We start from the raw sequence: 22,689 nt of genomic DNA, 5'->3' as shown, positions 1-22,689 counted from the left end.
TAGGCCCGACGGGAACCGCAACTCCATTGGGAGGAAAAACCAGATGAACCACATGATCACCGCATCCGCGGTGGCGCTGATCGCGTCGCTGTCGGCCGCCAACGCGCAGACCGAAGTCCAGTGGTGGCACGCCATGGGTGGCGAACTGGGCGTGAAGCTTGAGGAAATCGTCAAGGGCTTCAACGACAGCCAGGAGGATTTCAAGGTAGTGCCCTCCTACAAGGGCACCTATCCCGAGACGATGACCGCCGCCATCGCCGCCTTCCGCGCCAAGGAACAGCCCGCGATCGTGCAGGTCTTCGAGGTCGGCACCGGAACCATGATGGCCGCCAAGGGCGCCATCGTCCCGGTCTACCAGCTGATGCAGGACCAGGGTGCGAATTTCGACCCGGCCGCGTTCCTGCCGCAGGTGGTGGGCTATTATACCGACACCGACGGCAACATGCTGTCGATGCCGTTCAACAGCTCGACCCCGATCCTCTACTACAACAAGTCGGTGTTCGAGAAGGCCGGCCTCGATCCCGAACAGCCGCCCAAGACCTGGGCCGAGATGGAAGAGTTCTCGAAGAAGATCATCGACTCGGGCGCGGCATCCTGCGGCTTCACCACCGGCTGGATCAGCTGGATCCAGACCGAGAATTTCAGCGCCTGGCACAACCAGCCGATCGGCACGATGGAAAACGGCTTTGGCGGGCTGGACGCACGGCTGTCGGTGAACGGGCCGGCGCAGGTCAAGCATTGGGGCAACCTGAAGAAATGGGCCGATGATGGCATCTTCAAATATGGCGGCCCGGTCGGCGGCGACAACGCCCCGCCGATGTTCTATTCGCAGGAATGCGCGATGATCATGAACAGCTCGGCCAGCCGTGCGGGCGTGATCGCCAATGCCAAGGACTTCGATCTGGGCTTCGGGATGCTGCCCTATTACGACGATATCGAGGGTGCGCCGCAGAACTCGATCATCGGCGGGGCGACGCTGTGGGTCCTGTCCGGGCGTCCGGACGAAGAATATGCCGGCGCCGCGAAGTTCTTCGAATATCTGTCCTCGCCCGAGGTTCAGGCCGACTGGGCCTCGTTCTCGGGATATCTGCCGATCACCCAGGCGGCGGCCGACCAGATGCAGGGCTTCTTCGACGAGAACCCCGGCGCCGACACCGGCATCAAACAGATCACGCTGAACGCGCCGACTGAGAATTCGAAGGGCCTGCGCTTTGGCAATTATGTCCAGATCCGCGGCATCATCGACGAGGAATTCGAACAGCTTCTGTCGGGTTCGAAGGATGCGCAGGGCGCCCTGGACAGCGTTGTCGAACGCGGCAACAAGCTGATCGAGGAATTCCAGGCCCAGAACCAGTAACCTCTGCGGGGTCGCGCGCCTTGCGCGGCCCCGGCCATCTCTGCCCGCAGGTCCTCGATGAAGCGCACGATCTTCAGCAATCAGTTGCTGCCCTGGCTGTTGCTGGCGCCGCAGCTGGCCATCACCTTCATCTTCTTCCTCTGGCCGGCCGGGCAGGCGATCCGGCAAAGCTTCCTGCGCGAGGACGCCTTCGGCATCAATTCCAGTTTCGTGGGGCTGGCGAATTTCCGGGCGCTGCTGGACAGCCCCGAATACCTGAACTCGCTGCAGGTGACGGCGATCTTCGCGGTCTCGGTCACGGTGATGTCGATGGGGGTGGCGCTGCTGCTGGCCATCGCGGTCGACCGGATGCTGAAATCGGCGCGCGTCTACACGACGCTGCTGGTCTGGCCCTATGCCGTCGCGCCGGCCGTCGCCGGGATCCTGTGGTGGTTCATCTTCAACCCCACCATCGGCGTCATGCCCTATGTGCTGGACATGGTCGGCTATGACTGGAACCACATCAGTTCCAAGACCGATGCGATGCTGCTGGTGGTGATCGCCAGCGCGTGGAAGCAGATCAGCTACAACTTCCTGTTCTTCGTCGCCGGGCTTCAGGCGATCCCGGCCAGCATGCGCGAGGCGGCCGCCATCGACGGCGCCGGCCCGGTGCGGCGCTTCTTCGACATCACCTTTCCGCTGCTGTCGCCGACCACCTTCTTCCTGCTGGTCGTCAACATCGTCTATGCGATGTTCGACACCTTCGCGGTCATCGACGCGACCACCGAGGGCGGCCCGGCCCAGGCCACCAACATCATGGTCTACAAGGTCTATTTCGACGGCTTCGTGGGCCAGAACATCGGCAGTTCGGCGGCGCAGTCGGTGTTCCTGATGGCCATCGTCATCACGCTGACGATCATCCAGTTCCGCTGGGTCGAGAAGAAGGTCGAATACTGATGATCGAGAATCGCCCCGGCCTCAATCTGCTGGCCCATCTGGTGCTGATCGCCGGCGTCGTCATCGTCGCCCTGCCGGTCTGGGTGGCCTTCGTCGCCTCGACCCACACCGCCACAGATTTCATGTCGGGCACCGTCCCGATGTGGCCCGGCCCGCATCTGGTCGAGAACTACAGCCGGATGCTGGACGCCGGGGTGTCCACCAGCGGCACCCCTCCGGTGGCGCGGATGATGTTCAACAGCCTCGTGATGGCGCTGCTGATCGCCTGCGGCAAGATCGCCATCTCGATCACCTCGGCCTTCGCCATCGTCTATTTCCGTTTTCCGCTGCGCGGGCTGGCCTTCTGGTGCATCTTCATCACCCTGATGCTGCCCGTCGAGGTGCGCATCGTGCCGACCTTCCAGGTGGTCGCCGGGCTGGGCCTGCTGAACAGCTATGCCGGCCTGTCGGTGCCGCTGATCGCCAGCGCGACCGCGACCTTCCTGTTCCGGCAGGTGTTCCTGACCATGCCGGACGAGTTGGTCGAGGCCGCCCGCATCGACGGCGCCGGGCCGATGAAATTCTTTCGCGACATCCTGCTGCCGCTGTCGCGCACCAACATGGCGGCGCTGTTCGTGATCCTGTTCATCTATGGCTGGAACCAGTATCTCTGGCCGCTGCTGGTGACCACGGACGCACAATATTACACCATCGTCGCCGGCATCAAGCGGATGGCCGATGCGGTGGACGGTCTGCCCCAGTGGCATCTGGTCATGGCGACCGCCGTGCTGGCGATGCTGCCCCCCGTCGCGGTGGTCATCGGCATGCAGCGGCTGTTCGTCAAGGGTCTTGTCGAGACGGAGAAGTAAGTTGGCATCAATCACCCTCGCGGATCTCGGCAAGATCTATCCCGGCGGCGCGCGCGCAGTGGGCGGCGTGAACATCGACATCGCGGATGGCGAATTCATCGTGCTGGTCGGCCCCTCGGGCTGCGGCAAGTCCACCCTGCTGCGGATGGTCGCAGGGCTGGAAAGCATCACCGAGGGCGAGGTGCGCATCGGCGATCGGGTCGTTAACAAGGTCGAGCCCGCCGACCGCGACATCGCCATGGTGTTCCAGAACTATGCCCTGTATCCGCACATGTCGGTGCGCCAGAACCTCGCCTACGGGCTGAAGAACCGCGGCACCCCCCGCGCCGAGATCGACCGGCGCGTGAACGAGGCGGCCGAGATCCTGCAGATCGGCCAGTTCCTCGACCGCAAGCCCCGCGCCCTGTCGGGCGGCCAGCGCCAGCGCGTCGCGATGGGCCGCGCGATCGTCCGCGAACCGGCAGCCTTCCTGTTCGACGAGCCGCTGTCGAACCTGGATGCCAAGCTGCGCGTGGCCATGCGGCTCGAGATCAAGGAACTGCAGAAGCGGCTGCGCACGACTTCGCTGTATGTCACCCACGACCAGCTCGAGGCGATGACACTGGCCGACCGGCTGGTGGTGCTGAACGGCGGCCGGGTCGAACAGATCGGCACCCCTCTGGAGGTCTATCGGCGCCCGGCCTCGGCCTTCGTCGCGGGCTTCATCGGCAGTCCCGCGATGAACCTGCTGGACGCCCGCGCGGTGCCGCATCTGCCCGGCACCGGCCATGCCGGCACCATCGGCATCCGCCCCGAGGACCTCAGCGTGACGGCCGACGGCCCGATCCAGATGGACGTCCGGGCGGTCGAGGAACTGGGCGCGCAGCGGCTGGTTCATGGCCACACCAATGGCGAGGCGATCACCATCGCCCTGCCCTCGGACGCGCAGATCACGGACCGCCTGCATCTGGGCTTCGACCGCGCGAACCTGCACCTGTTCAACCGCGAGACGGGCGCCCGGATCGGCTGATCCCGGATCGGCTGATCCGCGCACGGGATCGGTGCTGCGGGCGGGGCGGCGCCGTGCTACCCTGAGGCGACACCCCCTGTTCGAGGTCGCCCATGTGCCTGTCGCTGTCCTGTTCGTCCCGCCACGATCCGATCGCCTGCATCGTGCCGCCCTACATGCTGCGGGTCATGGTGCTGCGAGGCGATGACAAGACCGCGCAGATGGCCCGCACGCTGCTGAAGCAGAGCCAGAAGATCCGCGAAGAGCGGGTTGAGCACATCACCGCGACCGCACCAGGCCCCGGAGATCACGGCGCCTTCGTCAGCAGGGGGCTGGCCGAGGCCGGATCGCTGTGCTGCCCCGACCGGCGCATCCATGACGGCGGGTTCCGCGCCGCCCTGCCCGGCACCCTGATCCGGGCCGAGGGCGACCCCTCGACCGGCGATGCCGAGGCCGACCTGGCCTATGACGGGGCGGGCGAGGTATTCTCGCTGTTTGCCGAGGAATACGGTCGCAATTCGCTGGACGGGCGCGGCCTGCCGCTGATCGCCACGGTCCGGCACCGGCGCAACTACAACAACGCCTTCTGGGACGGCACCCAGATGGCTTATGGCACCGGCGATGGCGAGGTGTTCCGCACCTTCCTGGAACTGTCGGTCATCGGACACGAGATGGCGCATGGCGTCATCCAGCATTCGGGCGGGCTGATCTACGAGAACCAGTCCGGCGCGCTGAACGAAAGCATCGCCGACGTGTTCGGCAGCCTTGCCGTGCAGCGCAGCCTTGGCCAGCAGGCCCATGAGGCCGACTGGCTGGTGGGCCGCGGCATCCTTGGCCCCGGCATCAACGGCGTCGCCCTGCGCAGCATGAAGGCGCCGGGCACCGCCTATTCCGACGACCTGCTGGGTCAGGACCCGCAGCCCTGGCATATGGATCATTTCGTCGCCACCACCGACGACAATGGCGGGGTCCACATCAATTCCGGCATCCCGAATCACGCCTTCTACCTGTTCTGCGCCTATCTGGGCGGCCGGGCCTGGGAATTGCCGGGCCGCATCTGGTATCGCGCGCTGCAGAATCTCAACAACCCGATGGCGACATTTGCCGACTGGGCCGAACAGACGCTGCAGGCGGCCGCCGAACTGGCCGGCGCCGGCAGCCTCGAGACGGTGATGCTGCGCCGCGCCTGGAAGCTTGTCGGAATCGGCGTCTAGCCCTACATTCCGCCGATGGGCGTAATTACGGGCGGATGCTTCGCCATGATCATCGAAATCGCGGCCGAGGGCGGCTTTGGCGGGATCGCCGCTGCGTCGGTGACCAAGCGCATCGATCTGGACCAGCAAGGCGCCCGGATGCGGCAGGAATTCTGCGACGCGTTCGAGCCGGACGAACTGGCGCGGCTGGCCAGTCAACCCTGCACCACCTGCGCCGACCGGATGACCTATCGCATCACCCTGACCGACGACCGGCAGCAAAGCCGGATCTTCACCATCCGCGAGGACCAGCTTCCGCCCGAGATGCTGGACCTGATCGACCAGATGTAGGCGCGGCGCCTCAGTCCGCGATGGCGGCGTGGCGGCGGTTCCACAGCACGGAACTGACAAAGGCCATGGCGATGAAGCCCGCGCCCAGCAGGCCGGTCACGACCTCTGGCAGGTGCCACATGGTCTGGCCGAACATGATGATCGACAGGATCAGGATCGACCAGAAGGCGCCATGTTCCAGATAGCGGAATTCGGCCAGCGTACCGCGTTCGACCAGCATCACCGTCATCGCGCGCACATACATCGCGCCGATGCCAAGGCCGATGGCGATCAGGAACAGGTTCTGGGTCAGCGCGAAGGCGCCGATCACGCCGTCAAAGCTGAACGAGGCGTCCAGCACCTCGAGATAGAGGAACGCGCCCAGCCCGGCCTGCGCGGTGCCCTGCGCCGCACGGCTCTGGCTTTGGCCCCAATGGTCCAGAACATGGCCCAGGGCGTCGACCGCAAGGAAGGTCACGATCCCCCACATCGCGCTGAACATGAACAGTTTTTCGTCTCGAACCGGCAGCAGCCAGACGAACAGCAGGATGAACATCAGCACGAAGCCGACCTCCATCCCCCGCACCGACCCGCAGGACCGCAGCGCGCGTTCCAGCCGGCCGATCCAGTGGACCTCCTTGGACTGGTCGAAAAAGAAGCTGAGCGCGACCAGCATCAGGAAGCTGCCGCCGAAAGCCGCGATGGGCAGATGCGCGTCACGGATCAGTTCGGCATATTCGGCCGGTCGGGCAGCGGCCAGTTCGATGGCCTGCAACGGCCCGATCCGGGCGGCGATCACCACGATCAGCAGCGGGAACACGACCCGCATCCCGAAGACAGCGATCAGGATGCCCCAGGTCAGGAAGCGGCGCTGCCATTCGGGCGTCATCTCCTTCAGCTTGTTGGCGTTGACGATCGCATTGTCGAAGGACAGCGAGATTTCCAGCACCGCCAGCACGACCGCGATCAACAGGAAGGACAGCGCGCCCGAGCCGCTGGACGAGAATTCCCAGCCGAGATAGCCCGACAGCAGGATGCCGGCCGCGGTGACGATCAGCGGCCAGCGAAGGTAGGAGGCGGTCGAGCGCATCTGCGGTTCCCTTGTCCGAATTCCGCGACAGATATGACGCCCGCCCCGCCGCAGCAAGCCCGTGCGCTCAGGCCACGCGCTTCCCCGCCACATGCGTCTCGCGCAGCACGGCCATGCCCTCGTGCAGGCGGAAGCGGATCAGATCGGCGCGCAGCCCCGGCGCCAGCCTGCCCCGGTCGTCCAGCCCCGCCGCCCTTGCGGGATTGGCCGTCACCGTCGCCATGGCGCGCGGCAGGTCGTCCCACAGCCGCGCAAGGCGGGCCGCCGCCGCCAGCAGCGCGGCGGGGATATAGTCAGAACTGACGATATCCAGAAGCCCCGCCCCCGCCAGTTCCCGCGCGTCGACATTGCCCGAATGAGAACCGCCGCGCACCAGGTTCGGGGCGCCCATGATGATCGCGATGCCATGATCGCGGCAGGACTGCGCAGCCTCGGCGGTGGTCGGAAACTCGGCCAGCGCGACACCATGCGCGGCCGATTGCGCCACATGGGCCGAGGTGGTGTCGTCATGGCTGGCCAGCACCGCGCCGACGCGGCGGGCGAAATCCAGCGCCGCCGCCTCGTTCGCGGGCCCCTTGTCGGCCCGCAGCGTCACCAGCCGCTGGCGGTAGATGTCGAACCCCGCCTCGGTCATGCCCGCACGGGCCGAGACGAACTTGCGCGTCAGGCCCAGATCGCGGAACTGCCGCTGGCCGGGCGTGTGATCCATCAGGCTGACCAGCCGAACCCGGTCGTCGGGCGCGAATTCGGCGAGTTCCTCGACCAGGGTTTCACTGCAGATCTCGGCGCGCAGGTGCAGGTGGTGGCTGATCCGCAGCAATCCGGCCTGCCGGATCGCCGCGATCTCGCGGCTCAGCGGCCGGGCGTAGGAGGTGTAGTTCGCCCGCCACGGGATCGAGCCGACCCGCAGCGCGTCGAAGACCGTGGTGATGCCGGTTGCGGCCAGTTCGGCGTCATGCGCAAGGATCGCCGGCGCATGGGGCCATTCGACATGCGGGCGCGGATGCAGATGCTGTTCCAGATTGTCGGTGTGCAGTTCGACAAGGCCGGGCGCGATGAAATCGCCCTGCATGTCGTCGCCCCGTGCAGGCCCGCTGCCGATCGCGGCGATCATCCCGTCGCGGATCACGATATGGCCATCCTGCACATGATCGGGCAGGATCAACCGGGCATTGGTAAGGACCGTCTCGCTCATACCTCATGGCTGGGCCGAAACGGCTGCGAGGTCAAGCGTGGGCGACTGGCGCCGCTATGCGATCTACCACACGCCCGAGGGACCGCTGGCGGCCTTCGGGGCAGAGTGGCTGGGCTGGGACATCGCGCGGGGCCGGGAGGGCCGCGACCGGCCGGCGGGGGTCGAGGCGCTGACCCGCGCGGCCCGGCGCTATGGCTTCCACGCGACGCTGAAAGCGCCCTTCCGGCTGGCCGCCGACAGCAGCGAGGCCGCGCTGCTGGCCGATCTGCGGGCCCTTGCGGCAGGCCAGCCGCCCGTTTCCCTGCCCGGCGGGCTGCGGCTGGCGGCCCTGCACGGCTTTCCGGCCCTCGTGCCCGCGCAGCCCTGCGCCCCGCTGCAACAGCTTGCCGCGCGCGTGGTGCGCGCGCTGGATGCCCACCGCGCCCCGCTGACCCCCGAGGATCGCGCCCGCCGCAACCCCGACCGGCTGTCCGAGGCGCAGCGCAACCTGCTGGATCGCTGGGGCTATCCCTTCGTGCTGGGCCAGTTCCGGTTCCACATGACCCTCGGCGCGCGGCTTGAGGGCCGGCAAAGCGACGCGCTGCTGGCCGCGCTGCATCCGCATCTGGCGCCCCTGCTGCCCGACCCGCATCCGATCGCAAGCCTGACCCTTGCGGGCGAGGATGCCATGGGCCGGTTTCACCAGATCGCCCGGCTGCGGCTGCGCGACGCGCAACGCTGATCGCGGCACCGGGCGCATGTCTCAATCCGCAATCGCCATGTCGCAAATTGTCCGTTGCGAAATTCGCCAGCAGATAGGTTATGCTTCGACAGAACGCAGCGCCTTTCACGGCAGGTAACCGATGACCACACCAACGCTTTCCACCGCCCAGCTTGTCGCCTCGCGCCAGCCCGGCCATTCGCTGCCCCGCGACCTCTATTGCAGCGAACAGGTGCTGCGCGACGATCTGGAACAGATCTGGTATCGCGAATGGGTCTTTGCAGTGCCCGCCTGCGAACTGCCCAAGACCGGCAATTTCGCGACGCTGCAACTGGGCGAATACCCGGTCATCATCGTGCGCGGCGCCGACGGCCGCATCCGCGCCTTCCACAATGTCTGCCGCCATCGCGGCCAGCGCCTCTGTGCCAAGCCCGGCGGCTCCAGTCCCAAGCTGGTCTGCCCCTACCACCAGTGGACCTATGACCTTGACGGAAAGCTGCTGTATGCCCGCGACATGGGCGATGGTTTCGACGCATCGAAATACGGGCTGAAGCCCGTCCATTGCATCGATATCGGCGGCATGGTCTTCGTCTGCGTGGCGAAGGTGCCGCCGGCCATCAACGAACTGGCCCCGAACCTGATGCGCTATCTGGCGCCCAGCGGGCTTGGCGATGCCAGGGTCGCCTTCAGCCAGACCATCGTCGAGAAGGGCAACTGGAAGCTGGTGATGGAGAACAACCGCGAATGCTATCATTGCGGCGGCTCGCATCCCTCGCTGTGCCGGACCTATTCGGACGATCCGCTGATGACGGTGATGGAGGGACCACATTCCGCCAGCAACGAGATCCTGCAGCACTGGGACCGCTGCGACGCGGCCAGCCTGCCGGCCCGCTTTGTGAACGCGCCCGACATGCAATGGCGCATGGCCCGCGTTCCGCTGATGGACAATGCCGAAAGCTTCACCATGTCCACCCGCGCCGCCGTGGCCCAGCGGATGGGCAACATCCCGTGGAACGACGCCGGCAGCCTGATGTTCTATCACTTCCCGTCCAGCTGGAACCACTTCCTGCCCGACCACGCCATCGTGTTCCGCATCCTGCCGATCAGCCCGACCGAGACCGAGGTGACGACCAAGTGGCTGGTCCACAAGGACGCTGTCGAGGGCAAGGATTACGACCTGCAGAAGCTGACCGAAGTGTGGATCAACACCAACGACGAGGACCGGCAGGTGGTCGAGGAAAACCAGGCCGGCATCCTGTCGCCCGCCTACGAACCCGGCCCCTATTCGCCGCGCCAGGAAGCCGGGGTGATCCATCTGGTGGACTGGTATTGCGGCGTCATGTCCAGCCGCCTTGGCCTGCAGACCGCAGCGGAGTGACGGCAGCATGAAGAAGCCCCGCCTGAACTGGGCCGCCGAGCCGTGGTCGGACGACGAATTGCTGGAATGCGCGATGGCGGTGCCCGAGACCGAGGACACCTATTCCTTTACCTTCCGCGCCCCCTCGGGGGCCTGGTTCGACTATCAGCCGGGCCAGTTCATCACCCTTGACCTGCCGGTCGATCCGGCCAGGGGACCGAAGGGCAATATCCAGCGGACCTACACGATCTCGTCGTCGCCCTCGCGGCCGCTGTCGATCTCGGTCACGGTGAAGGCGCAGCCTGCCTCGATCGGCACGCGCTGGATGCTGGACAACCTCAAGCCGGGCATGAGGATCAAGGCCTATGGCCCGGCCGGCATCTTCAGCTCGCACCGGCATCCGGCCCGGAAATATCTGTTCATCTCGGCCGGGTCGGGCATCACGCCGATGATGTCGATGACCACCTGGGCATGGGATTCGGGCGAGATGCCGGACATCGTGTTCGTCCACGCGGCGCGCCGTCCCTCGGACATCATCTTCCGCGAGCGGCTGCAGCATTTCGCCAACCGGGTGCCGGGGCTGCAATTGCGACTGACCGTCGAGGAACCCGATCCGTTCCGGGCCTGGCCGGGCTATATGGGCCGGCTGAACCAGATCATGCTGGGCCTGATGGCGCCCGACTACCTGGAGCGCGAGGTGTTCTGCTGCGGCCCCGAGCCGTTCATGCAGTCGGTGCGCGACCTTCTGAACGCGCTGGGCTACGACATGGATCATTACCACCAGGAAAGTTTCGGCGCCCCGGTCGCGACCGAGGCCGACGCCCCGGTGATCGACGATGTCGTGCCCGACGAGGACGCCCGGTCGCAGATCCGCTTTGCCGCCAGCGACGTGGTGGCAGCCTGCGCCGAAACCGACACCGTCCTGGCCGTCGCCAAGCGGGCGGGGCTGAACATCCCCTCGGGCTGCACCTTCGGGCTGTGCGGCACCTGCAAGGTGCGCAAGCTCTCGGGCGAGGTGCATATGGTCCACAATGGTGGCATCAGCGACGAGGACATCGCCGAGGGCTGGATCCTCGCCTGCTGTTCCAACCCGATGGGCCGGGTCGAGATCGACGTCTGAGGGCGGGCTGGGGGGGCGGCGGTCAGCCCCTCGCCAGGGCCTCGACCAGCGCGGTGAAATGCTCGCCGCGCTTCTCGAAATTGGGATACTGGTCGAAACTGGCGGCCGCCGGTGCCAGCAGGACGGTATCGCCCGGCTCGGCCTCGGCCGCGGCGCGGGTGACGGCGGCCTCCATCGTCTCGGCGATGTCGTGCGGGGTCTGGCCGATCTGCAGCGCGAAGTCGCGCGCGGAGTGGCCGATCAGATAGGCCTTGGTGACCTGTCCCAGATGGGGGGCCAGCGCGGCGATTCCGCCCTCCTTGCCCAGCCCGCCGGCGATCCAGCGGATCCGGCTGAAGGCCTGCAGCGCCTTGGCCGCGGCATCGACATTGGTGGCCTTGCTGTCGTTGACAAAGCGCACGCCGCCGATCTCGGCGACCAACTGGCTGCGATGGGGCAGGCCCGCAAAGCTGTGGAAGGCGGCCTCGATCTCGCGCGGGGCCAGGCCGACGGCGCGGCAGGCGGCATAGGCCGCGCAGGCGTTCTGGTGGTTGTGGGCGCCCGGCAGGCCCGGCACGGCGCGCAGATCGATCGAGGCGGCCTGCCGCCCCTTGCGGTACTCGGCCAGAAAGCCCTTGCGGGCAAAGACCGACCATGCGGCACGGTCCAGCTTCTGCCCCGAGGAAATGCGGATCACCCGGTCATCTGCAGGCCCCATCGCCATCTGGCCGGCGAGATAAAGCCCCTCGGCCTCGTCCACGCCGATCACGGCGCGATCCGGCCCGCCCTCGGCGAACAGCCGGCGCTTGGCCGCGAAATAGCCGCCCAGGCCCGCATGGCGATCCAGGTGGTCGGGCGAGATGTTGGTCAGCACCGCCACATCGGGCGTAAGCGCGCGGGCCAGATCGGTCTGGTAGCTGGAAAGCTCGAGCACCACCACCTCGCCATCGGTCGCGGGGTCCAGCGACAGGACGCCGGTGCCGATATTGCCGCCCATCTGAGTCGGCCGGCCGGCCTCGGCGAGGATGTGGTGGATGAGCGCCGTGGTGGTAGACTTGCCGTTCGAGCCGGTGACCGCGATCACCCGCGGAGGGCGGTCGAAGGCGTCCCAGCCGGCGGTCGCATAGCTGCGGAAGAACAGCCCGATGTCGTTGTCGACCGGCACGCCAAGGGCATAGGCGCGGGCGATGACCGGATGCGGCCGCGGGTAGAGATGGGCGATGCCGGGCGAGGTGATCAGCGCCGTCACCCCCTGCCACCCCTCGTCACGGGTCAGATCGACGATGCGCAGACCCTCGGCCTCGGCGGCCGCGCGGGTATCGGTGCCGTCATCCCAGGCGATGACCTGCGCGCCGCCCGCCGCCAGGGCGGCGGCTGCCGTCCTGCCCGAGCGACCGAGGCCGAGCACGGCCACCACCTGGTTTTCGACGCCCTGAACCGGGATCATGCGGTCATCCTGATGTCAACGCCGGGGGCTGTCTGCCCCCGGACCCCCGAGGATATTTGCACCAAGGCAAACCTCAGCGCAATTTCAGTGTGGCCAGCCCGATCAGCGCGAGGATCAGCGCGATGATCCAGAAGCGGATGACGATCTGCGGTTCCTTCCAGCCGAGCTTTTCGAAATGGTGGTGGATCGGCGCCATCAGGAACACCCGCTTGCCGGTGCGCTTGAAATACAGCACCTGGATGATCACGCTGAGCGCCTCGACCACGAACAGCCCGCCGACGATGGCCAGGACGATCTCGTGCTTGGTGACGACCGCGATGGCGCCCAGGGCACCGCCAAGCGCGAGGCTGCCGGTATCTCCCATGAAGACCGCGGCCGGGGGGGCATTGTACCACAGGAAACCCAGCCCTCCGCCGATCAGCGCGGCGACGAAGATCAGGATCTCGCCCGAGCCGGGGACGTGGTGGACGCCCAGATATTCGGTGAAGTCGACCCGCCCGACGGTGTAGGCGATCACCCCCAGCGTGGCGGCCGCGATCATCACCGGCATGATCGCCAGCCCGTCGAGGCCGTCGGTCAGGTTGACCGCGTTGGCCGCGCCGACGATGACCAGCATGGCGAAGGGGATGAAGAAGAGGCCCAGATCGATCAGGGCGTTCTTGAACACCGGCATGGCGAGCTGCCCGGTCAGCCCCGGCGGGTGCAGCCACATCGCCCAGGCCGAGGCGATCAGCGCCAGCGCCAGGCCAAGGCCCATTCGGATGCGGCCCGGGACGCCCTTGGTGTTGTGCTTGCTGACCTTGGCGTAGTCATCGGCGAAGCCGATCGCCGCATAGCCCGCGGTGACCACCAGCACGATCCAGACATAGCCCGTGTCCAGCCGCGCCCAGAGCAGGGTCGAGACGAACAGCGCCGACAGGATCAGCAGCCCGCCCATGGTGGGCGTGCCGGCCTTGACGAAATGCCCCTCGGGGCCGTCGTCGCGGATCGGCTGGCCCTTCTTCTGGGTACGGCGCAGGTAATTGATCAGCGGACGCCCGAAGATGAAGCCGAAGATCAGCGCCGTGAAGAAGGCCGCGCCCGCCCGGAACGTGATGTATCGGAACAGGTTGAAGAGGTCGCCACCTTCGGAAAAACTGCTCAGCCAATAGAGCATCTTCTATCCTCTTGCTTGAGGTTCGGCCGGCCGCGCGGACATCCGCAGCGCGTCGACGACCGTCGAGATCTTCGAGGATTTCGAGCCCTTGACCAGAACGATGTCGCCCGGCCGGACCAGCGTCGCGGCCCGGCTGGCCAGCTGGACGGCCTCGGCCGCCCATTCGCCGCGCTTGGCAGGGGGCAGCGCGTCGTGAAGATGGCGCATCCGCGGCCCGGCCAGATGGACCAGGTCTACGGCCGCCATCGATGGGTCGTCGGCCACGGCCCGGTGCAGGGCGATCTCGTCGGCGCCCAGTTCCAGCATGTCGCCGAGGATCGCCACACGGCGCCCGCCCTGCAGCCCCGCCAATGTGGCCAGCCCCGCCGACAGCGAGGCCGGGTTGGCGTTGAAGGCGTCGTCGATCAGGCGGATCCCGCCCAGGCTCTCGACCGCACCGCGCCCGGCCGGGGGGCGCCAGTCGCCAAGGTGGCGGGCGGCCAGCGGCAGGTCGGCGCCCGCAGCCGCCAGCGCGGCCAGAACGCCCACCGCGTTCATCGCGAAATGGACGCCCGTGGTCTGCAGCCGGAAGCCGACCGTCTCGCCGGTGATCCGGGCGCGGCAGTCAAGCCCGCCATCGGCGGCGCCCGCGGAGAGCAGACGCGCCATGCCGTCGCGCCCGAAGCCCAGCACGATCGCGCCGGCCGCATCGGCACAGTCGCGCAGGATCGGCGTGACCGCCAGATCCTCGGGGATGATGGCGGTGCCCACCGCCGCGAGCCCCTGGAAGATCGCGCCCTTCTCGCGGGCGATGCCCTCGATGGCGCCGAAGGCTTCCAGATGGGCGGCCGCGACGGTGGTGATCATCGCCACATGCGGCCGGGCAAGGCGCGACAGCGGTGCGATCTCGCCGGGATGGTTCATGCCGATCTCGATGATCGCGAAATCGGTATCGGCGGGCATCCGCGCCAGCGTCAGCGGCACGCCCCAGTGGTTGTTGTAGCTGGCCTCGGCCGCGTGGACCCCGCCCTGGCCGGCCAGCGCGATGCGGGCCATGTCCTTGGTCGAGGTCTTGCCGACCGATCCGGTGATGGCGATGACCTTGCCGGTCATGCGCGCCCGGCCGGCCCGGCCAAGCTGCTCCAGCGCGGTGAGGGCATCGGGCACGACCAGCAGCGGCGCATCATCGGGCACATCGCCGGGGATGCGGCTTACCAGCGCCGCCGCGGCACCTTTGGACAGGGCCTGCGCGACAAAGTCATGGCCGTCGCGCGCATCGGTCAGGGCGACGAACAGATCGCCCGGCCGCAGCGTCCGGGTGTCGATCGAGACCCCCGAGGCGATCCAGTCGCCCCGCAGGCGGCCACCGGTTGCAGCTGCGGCGTCGGCCGCGGTCCACAGGCTCATATCTTGCCGTCCAGAGCCGCCACCGCGACCGAAGCCTGTTCGGCATCGTCGAAGGGATAGATGTCCTGGCCGACGATCTGCCCGGTCTCGTGCCCCTTGCCGGCAATCAGCAGCGCGTCGCCGGGTTGCAGGGCATCGACCCCGCGCAGGATCGCCTCGGCCCGGTCGCCGACCTCGGTGGCCTCGGGTCCGGCGCCGGCCATCACCGCGGCCCGGATCGCCGCCGGATCCTCGCTGCGCGGGTTGTCGTCGGTGACGATCACCACATCGGCGAAGTCCCGCGCCGCCTCGCCCATCAGCGGACGCTTGCCACGGTCACGGTCGCCGCCCGCGCCCAGCACCACGACGATCCGGCCCATCACATGCGGGCGCAGCGATTGCAGCGCCGCGATGACCGCGCCGGGCTTGTGGGCATAGTCGACGAACACCGCCGCGCCATTGTCGCGCTGCGCGACCAGCTGCATCCGCCCGCGCACGGTCTGCAGTTGCGGCAGCGTGCGCAGCGCGGCATCGGCCGGGTCACCGGTCGCGAGGCACAGACCCAGCGCCATCAGGACGTTTTCCGCCTGGAAGCCGCCGATCAGGGGCAGCCGCACCATCTGCGCCTGGCCCATCAGCGAGAAGCGCAGGTCCTGGCCGGTGGCATCGTAACGCTGACCGAGAATGCGCAGCATCGCGTCCTCGCCGCGCCCGACACTGGTCAGCGCCAGCCCGCGATCGGTTGCGATGTCGGCCATCTGGCGGCCACGCTCGCCATCGACATTGATGACGGCGGCCTCGCCCTCTTCGAGAATATGGTTGAACAGCAGCGCCTTGGCCGCGAAATATTCGTCGAAGCCGGCGTGGTAGTCGAGGTGATCCTGGCTGAAATTGGTGAAGGCGCCGGCCTCGACGCGCACCCCGTCAAGGCGGCGCTGATCCAGCCCGTGGCTGGAAGCCTCCATCGCGGCATGGGTGACGCCGGCCGCGGCGGCCTCGGACAGCACCCGATGCAGCGTGACGGGTTCAGGCGTGGTGTGTTCCAGCCGGGCATGGTGGTCGCCCTCGACCCCCATCGTGCCAAGGCTGATCGCGCGATGGCCAAGCGCCTGCCAGATCTGCCGGGTGAAGCTGGCCACCGAGGTCTTGCCCGAGGTGCCGGTCACCGCCACGACGTGATCGGGTTGCGTCTCGAACCACAGGGCTGCGGCACCGGCCAGCGCCGCGCGCGGGTCCTCGGCAACAATCACCGCGCCGTCCCAGCCGGCCAGCGCATCGGCGGCCTGTTCGGCACCGGCGCGGTCGGTCAGCACGGCGCCGGCCTCCATCCGCAGCGCATAGGGGATGAATTCGGCCCCGTGCATCGCCGATCCGGGCAGCGCGGCGAACAGATGGCCCGGCCGGACCGTACGGCTGTCGACCGACAGCCCGGTGATCGCGGGATCGCGCCCGTCCCTGGCGCGCAGCCCAAGCTGCGCCAGCGTCTTCGTGGCCTGCCTCACCGTCTCACCCGTCATTTGTTCGAAACGAGCTTTATCTCATCGGCAGGTGCGGGTTCAACATGCGGCTGGAAGCGGGCAGCGATCTGCGGCAGCTTTTCGTCGGTCCGGGCCTCCAGCCCGATCAAGGGCGCAAGCCGGCGCACCAGTTCCGCCGCCACCGGGGCGGCGGTCGCGCCCGCCGTGCGGCTTTCGCCATTGGCACTGCGCGAGGTCGGCTCGTCCAGCGTGACGATCAGCACATATTGTGGCTTGCTGGCCGGGAACACCGAGGCGAAGGTCGAGACGACCTTGTTCTTGTAGTAGCCGCCATTCGGGCGCGGCTTGTCGGCGGTTCCGGTCTTGCCGGCGATCTCGTAGCCCTCGACGTCGGCCGAGCGCGCGGTGCCGCGGGTGACCACCTGCCGCAGCATCGCCACCGCCTGTTCGGCAGCGCGCGGCGACAGGACCTGCTGGCCCTCGGGGCGGGTGCGGCCGTGGATCAGCGTCGGGCTGACGCGCTTGCCGCCATTGGCAATGGTCGCGTAGGCGGCTGCCAGATGCAGCGGGCTGGCGGCAAGGCCGTGGCCGAACGAGACCGTCGCCGCCGTCACCGCCGGCCAGCGTTTCGGAACCAGCGGCTGACCGGTCGGCGCCTCGACCATCTCGATCGGGGTGGGATCGAACAGGCCCAGATCGTCAAGGAAATCGCGCTGGCGTTCGGGGCCAAGCATCTGCGCGATGCGGACCGTGCCCACGTTCGAGGACTTCACGATCACGTCCGTCGCGCTCAGCTGCGGGCCGTAGTTGTGGAAATCATTGATGCGATACTTGCCAATCTTCATAGGCGTCGTGGTGGTGATGCCCGAATTCGGGTTGATGATCTTCAGGTCCAGCGCCTGGGCCACCGGGAAGATCTTGAAGGTCGAGCCAAGCTCGTACTGGCCCTGGACCGCGCGGTTGAACAGCGGGCTGTCCGAGGGATCGCCCTTCAGCAGCGGGCGCGGCCGGTCGTTGGGGTCGAAATCGGGCAGGCTCGACATTGCCAGGATCTCGCCGGTCGAGACATCCATCAGGATGCCGGCCGCGCCCTTGGCGTTCATCACCGTCATGCCCGAGCCCAGCACCTCCTCCATCGCCGCCTGCACCGGCAGGTCGATCGACAGCGACAGCGGCGCCCCGTCATGGGCCGGATCGCGCAGCCAGTTGTCGAAGGCCTTCTCGACGCCGGCCACGCCCAGAACCTCGGCGCTGCTGACATCCTCGTTGCCGAAGCCCGACCCGCCAAGGATGTGGCTGGCGATATGGCCGTTGGGATAGACCCGCATCTCGCGCGGGCCGAACAGCAGGCCCGGCTCGCCGATGTCATGGACGGCCTGCATCTGTTCGGGGCTGATCTTGCGCTTGATCCACAGGAACTTCCTGCTGCCGGTGAAATCCCGCAGCAGCTTCTGTTGGTCAAGGTCGGGGAAAATCCGGGCCAGTTCCCGCGCGGCGCGCTGCGGATCGACCATCTGGTGCGGATGGGCGTAGATCGAATGGGTCAGCAGGTTGGTGGCCAGCACCCGCCCGTTGCGGTCGGTGATGTCGGCGCGCTGCGACATGATCTTGGCCGACAGGACCTGCGCGCGCGGCTCGCTTGGCTCGCTGGAGGCAAGGGCGCCCATGCGCAGCCCGACCGTGCCGAAGGCCAGCACGAAGCAGCTTGCCATCAGGATCAGTCGCCCTTCGGCCCGGCGGCGGGCCTGGTCCTGGATCGCCTCGTGGCGCAGGCGGCGGTTCTCGGCCTCGATCTCGTCGGGGTTCTCGCCGCGTTCGCGCGCGCGCAGGATGCGGGCCAGCGGGCGCAGGGGGGTGCGGATCATGGCTGTTGCTCCTTGGAACTGTCGCTGTCATCCGTTTCGGGGGCAGCGGGCGGCTTGGCATAGTCGATCTGGCCCAGATCGAGAAACTGGCCCGAATCGACGGGAACCAGACGAAGGCGGTCGAAATTCAGGTTCACCAGATCGCGCAGGCGGTCGGGGCGGTTGAGATAGGCCCATTCGGCACGCAGCACGCCCAGCTCCTCGCGCAGTCCCGCGATCTCGCGGCGCAGCTGAGACATCTCGCTGATCGCGGCCTGGGTGCGGTAATTCTCTCGATAGGCCCAGAAGGCGAGGGCCATCACCGCAAGCAGCACCGCCACGTAGGTCAATGGCCGCATCACCCGCCTGCCTTTCGGGGCAGCCGGGGCATGGCCAGGGCATCCGCCCCGACACCGCCGGCCGGCGCGTCCGTGCGAACGGCCACGCGCAGCAATGCCGAACGGGCGCGCGGGTTGGCCTCCATCTCGTGGGGGTCCGGCCCGATGGCGCGGCGGAACGGCATGGTGAAGGCGGCGGGCGCGCTGTCCTGCACCGGCGCGTGACGGCTGCCGGCGCCGGCGCTGTTGGACCGCGCCTGCATGAACCGCTTGACGATCCGGTCCTCCAGAGAATGAAAGCTGACGACCGCAAGCTGGCCACCCGGTTTCAGCGCGCGTTCGGCCGCGGCCAGACCGTCGACCAGCTGGCGGAATTCGTCGTTCACCCAGATCCTGATGGCCTGAAAGCTGCGGGTCGCCGGATGGCTCTGGCCGGGCTTGGGGCGCGGCAGGCAGCCGGCGACCAGTTCGGCCAGTTCGTCGGTGCGGTGCAGCGGACGGGCCGCGACGATGGCGCGGGCTATCCGGCGGGCGGCGCGTTCTTCGCCATAGTGATAGAGGACGTCGGCGATCACGGCCTCGTCGGCCTCGTTCAGAAGCTCGGCGGCAGAGGGTCCGTCCTGGCCCATCCGCATGTCCAGCGGGCCGTCGCGAAGGAAGGAAAAGCCGCGCTCGGCCTGATCCAGCTGCATCGAGCTGACGCCCAGATCCAGCACCACGCCGTCCAGCGAGACGCCCGGCAACACCGCCGCAGCCAGCCGGTCCAGCTCCGAGAACCTGCCCTCGACCAGCCGCAGCCGATCGCCATGCGCCGCGGCCCAGCCCTGCGCCATCGCGAAGACCGAGGGATCGCGATCAACCCCGATGACGGTCTCGGCGCCCGCCTCCAGCAGGCCGCGCGCATAGCCGCCGGCACCGAACGTGCCGTCAAGCCAGACGCCCGACACCGGCGCCACCGCCCCGAGAAGCGGCGTCAGCAGGACAGGGATGTGCGGGTCGGTCATCGGTCAGGTTCCGCTGCCCGAGATGGGGCCATGGGTTCCGGCCTCGGTTGCGGCCTGGCCGACATAGACGCGGGGATCGAAGCCGTCGCCCTTCGCGGCGGCGAATTCCTCGACCTCGGCCACGTCCTTGGGCGGCGATTCGGGCAGATAGACCTTCAGATAGTCGCCGCTGGAGGCAAAGGTCACCTCGGCGCCATTGGCAAAGCCCAGCTTCTCGCGCAGCTTCTGCGGCAGCATCAGCCGCCCCTCCCGGTCGATCTCGAGTTCGATCGACTGGCCGTTCATCAGCTGTTCCAGCCAGCGCCGCTCGATGCTGCCGCGAGTCAGCCCGTCGATCTGTTCGTCGATCTCTGCGATGGCGTCGATGGTGTACAGTTCAAGCCAGTTCCACCAGTCGGGGCCGTGGACGGCGACCAGTTGCGCCCGGCCGGTGTTCGATGTCGCGAAATCGGGGTCACAAAGCTCGAAATGCTTGCGCATCCTGGCCGGGACCGACATCCGCCCCTTGCCATCGACCTTCACGGTCTCCGTGCCTCTGAATTTCCGCGCCACGCCGGCCCGCCCTCACTGTCCCGCCCGTTTCGCCCTTCCGAAAGAGAAAGGGCGGATCGGGCCGCTGCCACTGCCCGATCCGCCGCCCTCGTTCCCATTGCCTGGGCCCCTTTCGGGGGTGTCCACCCTGTCGCGCGCCACCTGGGGGAGGTGCTGCTCGCACGCGCGGGCGGATCTGTGTTGGAAAACGGGTGCCTGCATGAAACCTGCGTCGCCTTGCGGGGTCTTGTTGCCCCTTCACTGCCCGTCTTCGTGATCAAGTAGTGACATGGGATTTGATGGGAAGCAATGGAAATCTTCGCCCTCAAAGCGAGTTCGCGCCACCTTGGCGACGGCCGCACCCAAGGCAATGTCGTGGAGGCAGGTCGATGGATACCACCAGTGGAAGCAGAGACTTTTTGGAACACCATATCTAGCCAAGGCAACCGGCAGGGCGTCAGGTGGCAAGCATTCCCAGACTGCCGACGGATTCCGCCGAGGCGCGGCAAGATGAGGGCCAGCTTGCCCGTTCCAGCCCGCCAATCACGCCGAATCACGCGGACGAGAGCGCACAGATCTGCATGGTGGCCCGAAATCCCAAGGCCGCGCCTCGAGTGTCCCGAATTCCCGGACAGGCCATCAGGCCGCCGGCCCTCAGGCCAAGTCCTGCGCGATCAGGCGCTGCGCCAGGCGCCCATAGGCGTCCGACACCTCGCCCTCGCCCAGGGCGACCGGTCGTCCCGAATCGCCGGCCAGCCGGACCTCGAGTTGCAGGGGGATCTCGCCGAGGAAGGGCAGCCCCAGGGCCCGCGCCTCGGCGGCCACGCCGCCATGACCGAACAGATGCGCCTCGTGTCCGCAGTTCGGGCAGACATAGCTGGACATGTTCTCGACCAGCCCCAGGACCGGCGCCTTCAGCTTGTTGAACATGTCGATCGCCCGACGCGCGTCCAGCAGGGCGACATCTTGCGGTGTCGAGACGATGATGGCCCCGGTGACGGCCGCCTTCTGGCACAGCGACAGCTGGACATCGCCGGTGCCGGGCGGCAGGTCGATCAGCAGCACGTCCAGCTCGCCCCAGTTCACCTGTTGCAGAAGTTGCTGCAAGGCCCCCATCAGCATCGGCCCGCGCCAGACAACGGCCTCGCCCTCTGTCAGCATCAGGCCGATCGACATGATGGTGACGCCATGCGCGCGCAGGGGCTCGATGCGCTGGCCGTCGGGGCTGGCCGGACGCCCTGACACGCCCATCATGCGCGGCTGCGAGGGGCCGTGGATGTCGGCGTCCAGCAGCCCGACACGCCGCCCGGCCCGCGCCAGCGCGACGGCAAGGTTCGAGGTCAGCGTCGACTTGCCGACCCCGCCCTTGCCCGACCCGATGGCGATGATGTTGCGCACCCCCGGAATCGGCTGCGGCCCCGCCTGCCGTGTCGGGTGGCGGCCGATCTGCAGCGAGGGCGCGCCGCCCGCGGGCTGCGGCCGGCCGGCCGGCGCCGTCGTCACGATCTGTACCCTGTCCACCCCCGGCAGCGCCTCGAGACGCCGCCGGATCTCGGCCTCGACCGGGGCGATGGCCCGCGCCGCCTCCGAATCAGCCACCTCGATCACCAGGCGCAGCACCCCCGCCTCAAGCGTCACGGCCCGCAGCAGATCGGCCGCGCCAAGCGTCCCACCCTGCGGCAGGACGATATCCGAGACTTCCCTAAGGGCAACTTCGCGATCCACGGCCATCTGACTTCCCTGTGCGTTTGCGGTGCGGCCCGCATGATGCATCCGCCGCCCGCCCGCCGCCACCCCCTGCGACAAGCTGTCAAGCGGGCCGCTAAGCGCCTTCAAATGCTGGGCTTTCGACAGGGGGCGAGCTTCACCCGTTTGTCATATGACGTGAAAATATCGCGTTAAATCAGCGTTAACCATTGCCTTTCCAGATTTTCAGCCATGCGATTGCTGCATGGCAGCATTGGCGAGGCGGCTATTGTGCAACTGCAGCATTAGCGCCATCTTTAATCCAACGAAGCGCCGGACCATCCGGGTCTGGCGAGAGGCAAGACCGAAAGGAATACCGCAATGACCGTTATCGCCCAAGCACATGTCGCCCCGGCCAATGCCGGCCTGCGCGCTCGCCTGCTGGCCGCGGTTCAGCGCCATCAGGAAAACCGCGCCCGCAACGCCGTGTATCGCCAGACCGTCCGCGAACTGAACGCGTTGACGACCCGCGATCTGGACGATCTGGGCATCAACCGCTCGATGATCACCCGCATCGCCCACGAGGCGGCCTGGGGCGTCACGAAGTAAGCGAACCGAATTCCCGCCCCACCTCCTCCCGGGGCCGGGACCGGCGGCATCCTCCCCTCCTCCTCCCTTGGAGGATGCCGCCCAAAGACCGCGACGGAACCCGACCTCCTCCCCAGGGTTTCTCGTGACTGCGGCGGC

General features: G+C 67.6%; 21 protein-coding genes. 10 read left to right on the top strand and 11 right to left on the bottom strand.

Annotated elements, in window-relative coordinates; all coding sequences use genetic code 11:
- Window positions 1-43 precede the first annotated feature (43 nt).
- The 6 genes from ugpB (at window position 44) to Q5Y72_RS11305 (ending at window position 5,673) form a co-directional block, all read left to right on the top strand.
- On the top strand, window positions 44-1,357 hold the full coding sequence (ugpB, locus tag Q5Y72_RS11330; RefSeq protein WP_305963537.1) for a sn-glycerol-3-phosphate ABC transporter substrate-binding protein UgpB: 1,314 nt from the start codon (window positions 44-46) through the stop codon (window positions 1,355-1,357).
- Window positions 1,358-1,414: 57 nt separating this feature from the next.
- Window positions 1,415-2,293, top strand: a complete 879-nt coding sequence (gene ugpA / locus Q5Y72_RS11325) for a sn-glycerol-3-phosphate ABC transporter permease UgpA (RefSeq protein WP_305963536.1) — start codon at window positions 1,415-1,417, stop codon at window positions 2,291-2,293.
- Window positions 2,293-3,141 carry a sn-glycerol-3-phosphate ABC transporter permease UgpE gene (gene ugpE / locus Q5Y72_RS11320; RefSeq protein WP_305963535.1) on the top strand — a complete coding sequence of 283 codons (849 nt, stop codon included), beginning with the start codon at window positions 2,293-2,295 and terminating at the stop codon, window positions 3,139-3,141. Before ugpA ends, ugpE begins: the two co-directional genes overlap by 1 nt.
- Before the next feature lies 1 nt (window position 3,142).
- On the top strand, window positions 3,143-4,150 hold the full coding sequence (locus Q5Y72_RS11315) for a sn-glycerol-3-phosphate import ATP-binding protein UgpC (RefSeq protein WP_305963534.1): 1,008 nt from the start codon (window positions 3,143-3,145) through the stop codon (window positions 4,148-4,150).
- A 92-nt stretch (window positions 4,151-4,242) separates the two neighbouring features.
- Complete coding sequence (locus Q5Y72_RS11310) at window positions 4,243-5,343, top strand: M4 family metallopeptidase (protein ID WP_305963533.1); 1,101 nt, start codon at window positions 4,243-4,245, stop codon at window positions 5,341-5,343.
- Window positions 5,344-5,388: 45 nt separating this feature from the next.
- Window positions 5,389-5,673 carry a protealysin inhibitor emfourin gene (locus tag Q5Y72_RS11305; RefSeq protein ID WP_305963532.1) on the top strand — a complete coding sequence of 95 codons (285 nt, stop codon included), beginning with the start codon at window positions 5,389-5,391 and terminating at the stop codon, window positions 5,671-5,673.
- A gap of 10 nt (window positions 5,674-5,683) precedes the next feature.
- On the opposite strand, the gene Q5Y72_RS11300 is transcribed toward Q5Y72_RS11305, so the two are convergent.
- Both Q5Y72_RS11300 and Q5Y72_RS11295 read right to left on the bottom strand, forming a co-directional pair.
- Window positions 5,684-6,742, bottom strand: coding sequence for a DUF475 domain-containing protein (locus Q5Y72_RS11300; RefSeq protein ID WP_305963531.1), 1,059 nt, complete (start codon window positions 6,740-6,742; stop codon window positions 5,684-5,686).
- A gap of 67 nt (window positions 6,743-6,809) precedes the next feature.
- Window positions 6,810-7,937, bottom strand: coding sequence for an alpha-D-ribose 1-methylphosphonate 5-triphosphate diphosphatase (locus Q5Y72_RS11295; RefSeq protein WP_305963530.1), 1,128 nt, complete (start codon window positions 7,935-7,937; stop codon window positions 6,810-6,812).
- A 37-nt stretch (window positions 7,938-7,974) separates the two neighbouring features.
- Here Q5Y72_RS11295 and Q5Y72_RS11290 point away from each other — a divergent pair, with 37 nt between their 5' ends.
- The 3 genes from Q5Y72_RS11290 to Q5Y72_RS11280 all read left to right on the top strand — a co-directional run bounded on the left by Q5Y72_RS11290 (window position 7,975) and on the right by Q5Y72_RS11280 (window position 11,114).
- On the top strand, window positions 7,975-8,658 hold the full coding sequence (locus tag Q5Y72_RS11290) for a DUF1045 domain-containing protein (RefSeq protein ID WP_305963529.1): 684 nt from the start codon (window positions 7,975-7,977) through the stop codon (window positions 8,656-8,658).
- Between the two features lie 121 nt (window positions 8,659-8,779).
- A complete protein-coding gene (locus Q5Y72_RS11285) occupies window positions 8,780-10,015 on the top strand; it encodes an aromatic ring-hydroxylating oxygenase subunit alpha (protein ID WP_305963528.1) in 1,236 nt (411 codons plus the stop codon).
- 7 nt (window positions 10,016-10,022) lie between these two features.
- Window positions 10,023-11,114 carry an FAD-binding oxidoreductase gene (locus Q5Y72_RS11280; RefSeq protein ID WP_305963527.1) on the top strand — a complete coding sequence of 364 codons (1,092 nt, stop codon included), beginning with the start codon at window positions 10,023-10,025 and terminating at the stop codon, window positions 11,112-11,114.
- Window positions 11,115-11,136: 22 nt separating this feature from the next.
- On the opposite strand, the gene murD is transcribed toward Q5Y72_RS11280, so the two are convergent.
- From murD to Q5Y72_RS11235, 9 genes are all read right to left on the bottom strand, one after another.
- Window positions 11,137-12,540, bottom strand: a complete 1,404-nt coding sequence (gene murD, locus Q5Y72_RS11275) for a UDP-N-acetylmuramoyl-L-alanine--D-glutamate ligase (protein ID WP_305963526.1) — start codon at window positions 12,538-12,540, stop codon at window positions 11,137-11,139.
- Between the two features lie 73 nt (window positions 12,541-12,613).
- Window positions 12,614-13,696, bottom strand: a complete 1,083-nt coding sequence (mraY, locus tag Q5Y72_RS11270; protein WP_305963525.1) for a phospho-N-acetylmuramoyl-pentapeptide-transferase — start codon at window positions 13,694-13,696, stop codon at window positions 12,614-12,616.
- A gap of 3 nt (window positions 13,697-13,699) precedes the next feature.
- Complete coding sequence (locus tag Q5Y72_RS11265; RefSeq protein WP_305963524.1) at window positions 13,700-15,082, bottom strand: UDP-N-acetylmuramoyl-tripeptide--D-alanyl-D-alanine ligase; 1,383 nt, start codon at window positions 15,080-15,082, stop codon at window positions 13,700-13,702.
- The gene (locus Q5Y72_RS11260; RefSeq protein WP_305963523.1) at window positions 15,079-16,578 is read right to left on the bottom strand and encodes a UDP-N-acetylmuramoyl-L-alanyl-D-glutamate--2,6-diaminopimelate ligase; all 1,500 of its coding nucleotides are present in this window, start codon (window positions 16,576-16,578) and stop codon (window positions 15,079-15,081) included. The genes Q5Y72_RS11265 and Q5Y72_RS11260 overlap by 4 nt, the downstream gene beginning before the upstream one ends.
- Complete coding sequence (locus Q5Y72_RS11255) at window positions 16,575-18,404, bottom strand: peptidoglycan D,D-transpeptidase FtsI family protein (protein WP_305963522.1); 1,830 nt, start codon at window positions 18,402-18,404, stop codon at window positions 16,575-16,577. The genes Q5Y72_RS11260 and Q5Y72_RS11255 overlap by 4 nt, the downstream gene beginning before the upstream one ends.
- On the bottom strand, window positions 18,401-18,742 hold the full coding sequence (gene ftsL / locus Q5Y72_RS11250; protein ID WP_305963521.1) for a cell division protein FtsL: 342 nt from the start codon (window positions 18,740-18,742) through the stop codon (window positions 18,401-18,403). Before ftsL ends, Q5Y72_RS11255 begins: the two co-directional genes overlap by 4 nt.
- Window positions 18,742-19,725, bottom strand: coding sequence for a 16S rRNA (cytosine(1402)-N(4))-methyltransferase RsmH (gene rsmH, locus Q5Y72_RS11245; protein WP_305963520.1), 984 nt, complete (start codon window positions 19,723-19,725; stop codon window positions 18,742-18,744). Before rsmH ends, ftsL begins: the two co-directional genes overlap by 1 nt.
- Before the next feature lie 3 nt (window positions 19,726-19,728).
- Window positions 19,729-20,277, bottom strand: coding sequence for an MraZ-related protein (locus Q5Y72_RS11240; RefSeq protein ID WP_305963519.1), 549 nt, complete (start codon window positions 20,275-20,277; stop codon window positions 19,729-19,731).
- A gap of 633 nt (window positions 20,278-20,910) precedes the next feature.
- Window positions 20,911-21,987: an Mrp/NBP35 family ATP-binding protein gene (locus Q5Y72_RS11235; RefSeq protein WP_305963518.1), complete on the bottom strand. Its 1,077-nt coding sequence runs from the start codon at window positions 21,985-21,987 to the stop codon at window positions 20,911-20,913.
- A gap of 336 nt (window positions 21,988-22,323) precedes the next feature.
- On the opposite strand from Q5Y72_RS11235, the gene Q5Y72_RS11230 reads away from it, so the two are divergent.
- A complete protein-coding gene (locus tag Q5Y72_RS11230; RefSeq protein WP_305963517.1) occupies window positions 22,324-22,551 on the top strand; it encodes a DUF1127 domain-containing protein in 228 nt (75 codons plus the stop codon).
- Window positions 22,552-22,689: the final 138 nt, after the last annotated feature.

Origin of the sequence: Paracoccus spongiarum (genome assembly GCF_030732095.1) — a bacterium.
In the GTDB taxonomy this organism is placed as follows: domain Bacteria; phylum Pseudomonadota; class Alphaproteobacteria; order Rhodobacterales; family Rhodobacteraceae; genus Paracoccus; species Paracoccus spongiarum.
This window is presented reverse-complemented; position numbering and strand designations above follow the sequence as displayed.

Excerpts from the sequence above, each read along its gene's own strand:
- ugpB (WP_305963537.1), top strand. The coding sequence starts at position 44 with ATGAACCACATGATCACCGCATCCGCGGTGGCGCTGATCGCGTCGCTG.
- ugpA (WP_305963536.1), top strand. The coding sequence starts at position 1,415 with ATGAAGCGCACGATCTTCAGCAATCAGTTGCTGCCCTGGCTGTTGCTG.
- ugpE (WP_305963535.1), top strand. The coding sequence starts at position 2,293 with ATGATCGAGAATCGCCCCGGCCTCAATCTGCTGGCCCATCTGGTGCTG.
- Q5Y72_RS11310 (WP_305963533.1), top strand. The coding sequence starts at position 4,243 with ATGTGCCTGTCGCTGTCCTGTTCGTCCCGCCACGATCCGATCGCCTGC.
- Q5Y72_RS11305 (WP_305963532.1), top strand. The coding sequence starts at position 5,389 with ATGATCATCGAAATCGCGGCCGAGGGCGGCTTTGGCGGGATCGCCGCT.
- Q5Y72_RS11300 (WP_305963531.1), bottom strand. The coding sequence starts at position 6,742 with ATGCGCTCGACCGCCTCCTACCTTCGCTGGCCGCTGATCGTCACCGCG.
- Q5Y72_RS11295 (WP_305963530.1), bottom strand. The coding sequence starts at position 7,937 with ATGAGCGAGACGGTCCTTACCAATGCCCGGTTGATCCTGCCCGATCAT.
- Q5Y72_RS11285 (WP_305963528.1), top strand. The coding sequence starts at position 8,780 with ATGACCACACCAACGCTTTCCACCGCCCAGCTTGTCGCCTCGCGCCAG.
- Q5Y72_RS11280 (WP_305963527.1), top strand. The coding sequence starts at position 10,023 with ATGAAGAAGCCCCGCCTGAACTGGGCCGCCGAGCCGTGGTCGGACGAC.
- murD (WP_305963526.1), bottom strand. The coding sequence starts at position 12,540 with ATGATCCCGGTTCAGGGCGTCGAAAACCAGGTGGTGGCCGTGCTCGGC.
- mraY (WP_305963525.1), bottom strand. The coding sequence starts at position 13,696 with ATGCTCTATTGGCTGAGCAGTTTTTCCGAAGGTGGCGACCTCTTCAAC.
- Q5Y72_RS11265 (WP_305963524.1), bottom strand. The coding sequence starts at position 15,082 with ATGAGCCTGTGGACCGCGGCCGACGCCGCAGCTGCAACCGGTGGCCGC.
- Q5Y72_RS11260 (WP_305963523.1), bottom strand. The coding sequence starts at position 16,578 with ATGACGGGTGAGACGGTGAGGCAGGCCACGAAGACGCTGGCGCAGCTT.
- Q5Y72_RS11255 (WP_305963522.1), bottom strand. The coding sequence starts at position 18,404 with ATGATCCGCACCCCCCTGCGCCCGCTGGCCCGCATCCTGCGCGCGCGC.
- ftsL (WP_305963521.1), bottom strand. The coding sequence starts at position 18,742 with ATGCGGCCATTGACCTACGTGGCGGTGCTGCTTGCGGTGATGGCCCTC.
- rsmH (WP_305963520.1), bottom strand. The coding sequence starts at position 19,725 with ATGACCGACCCGCACATCCCTGTCCTGCTGACGCCGCTTCTCGGGGCG.
- Q5Y72_RS11235 (WP_305963518.1), bottom strand. The coding sequence starts at position 21,987 with ATGGCCGTGGATCGCGAAGTTGCCCTTAGGGAAGTCTCGGATATCGTC.
- Q5Y72_RS11230 (WP_305963517.1), top strand. The coding sequence starts at position 22,324 with ATGACCGTTATCGCCCAAGCACATGTCGCCCCGGCCAATGCCGGCCTG.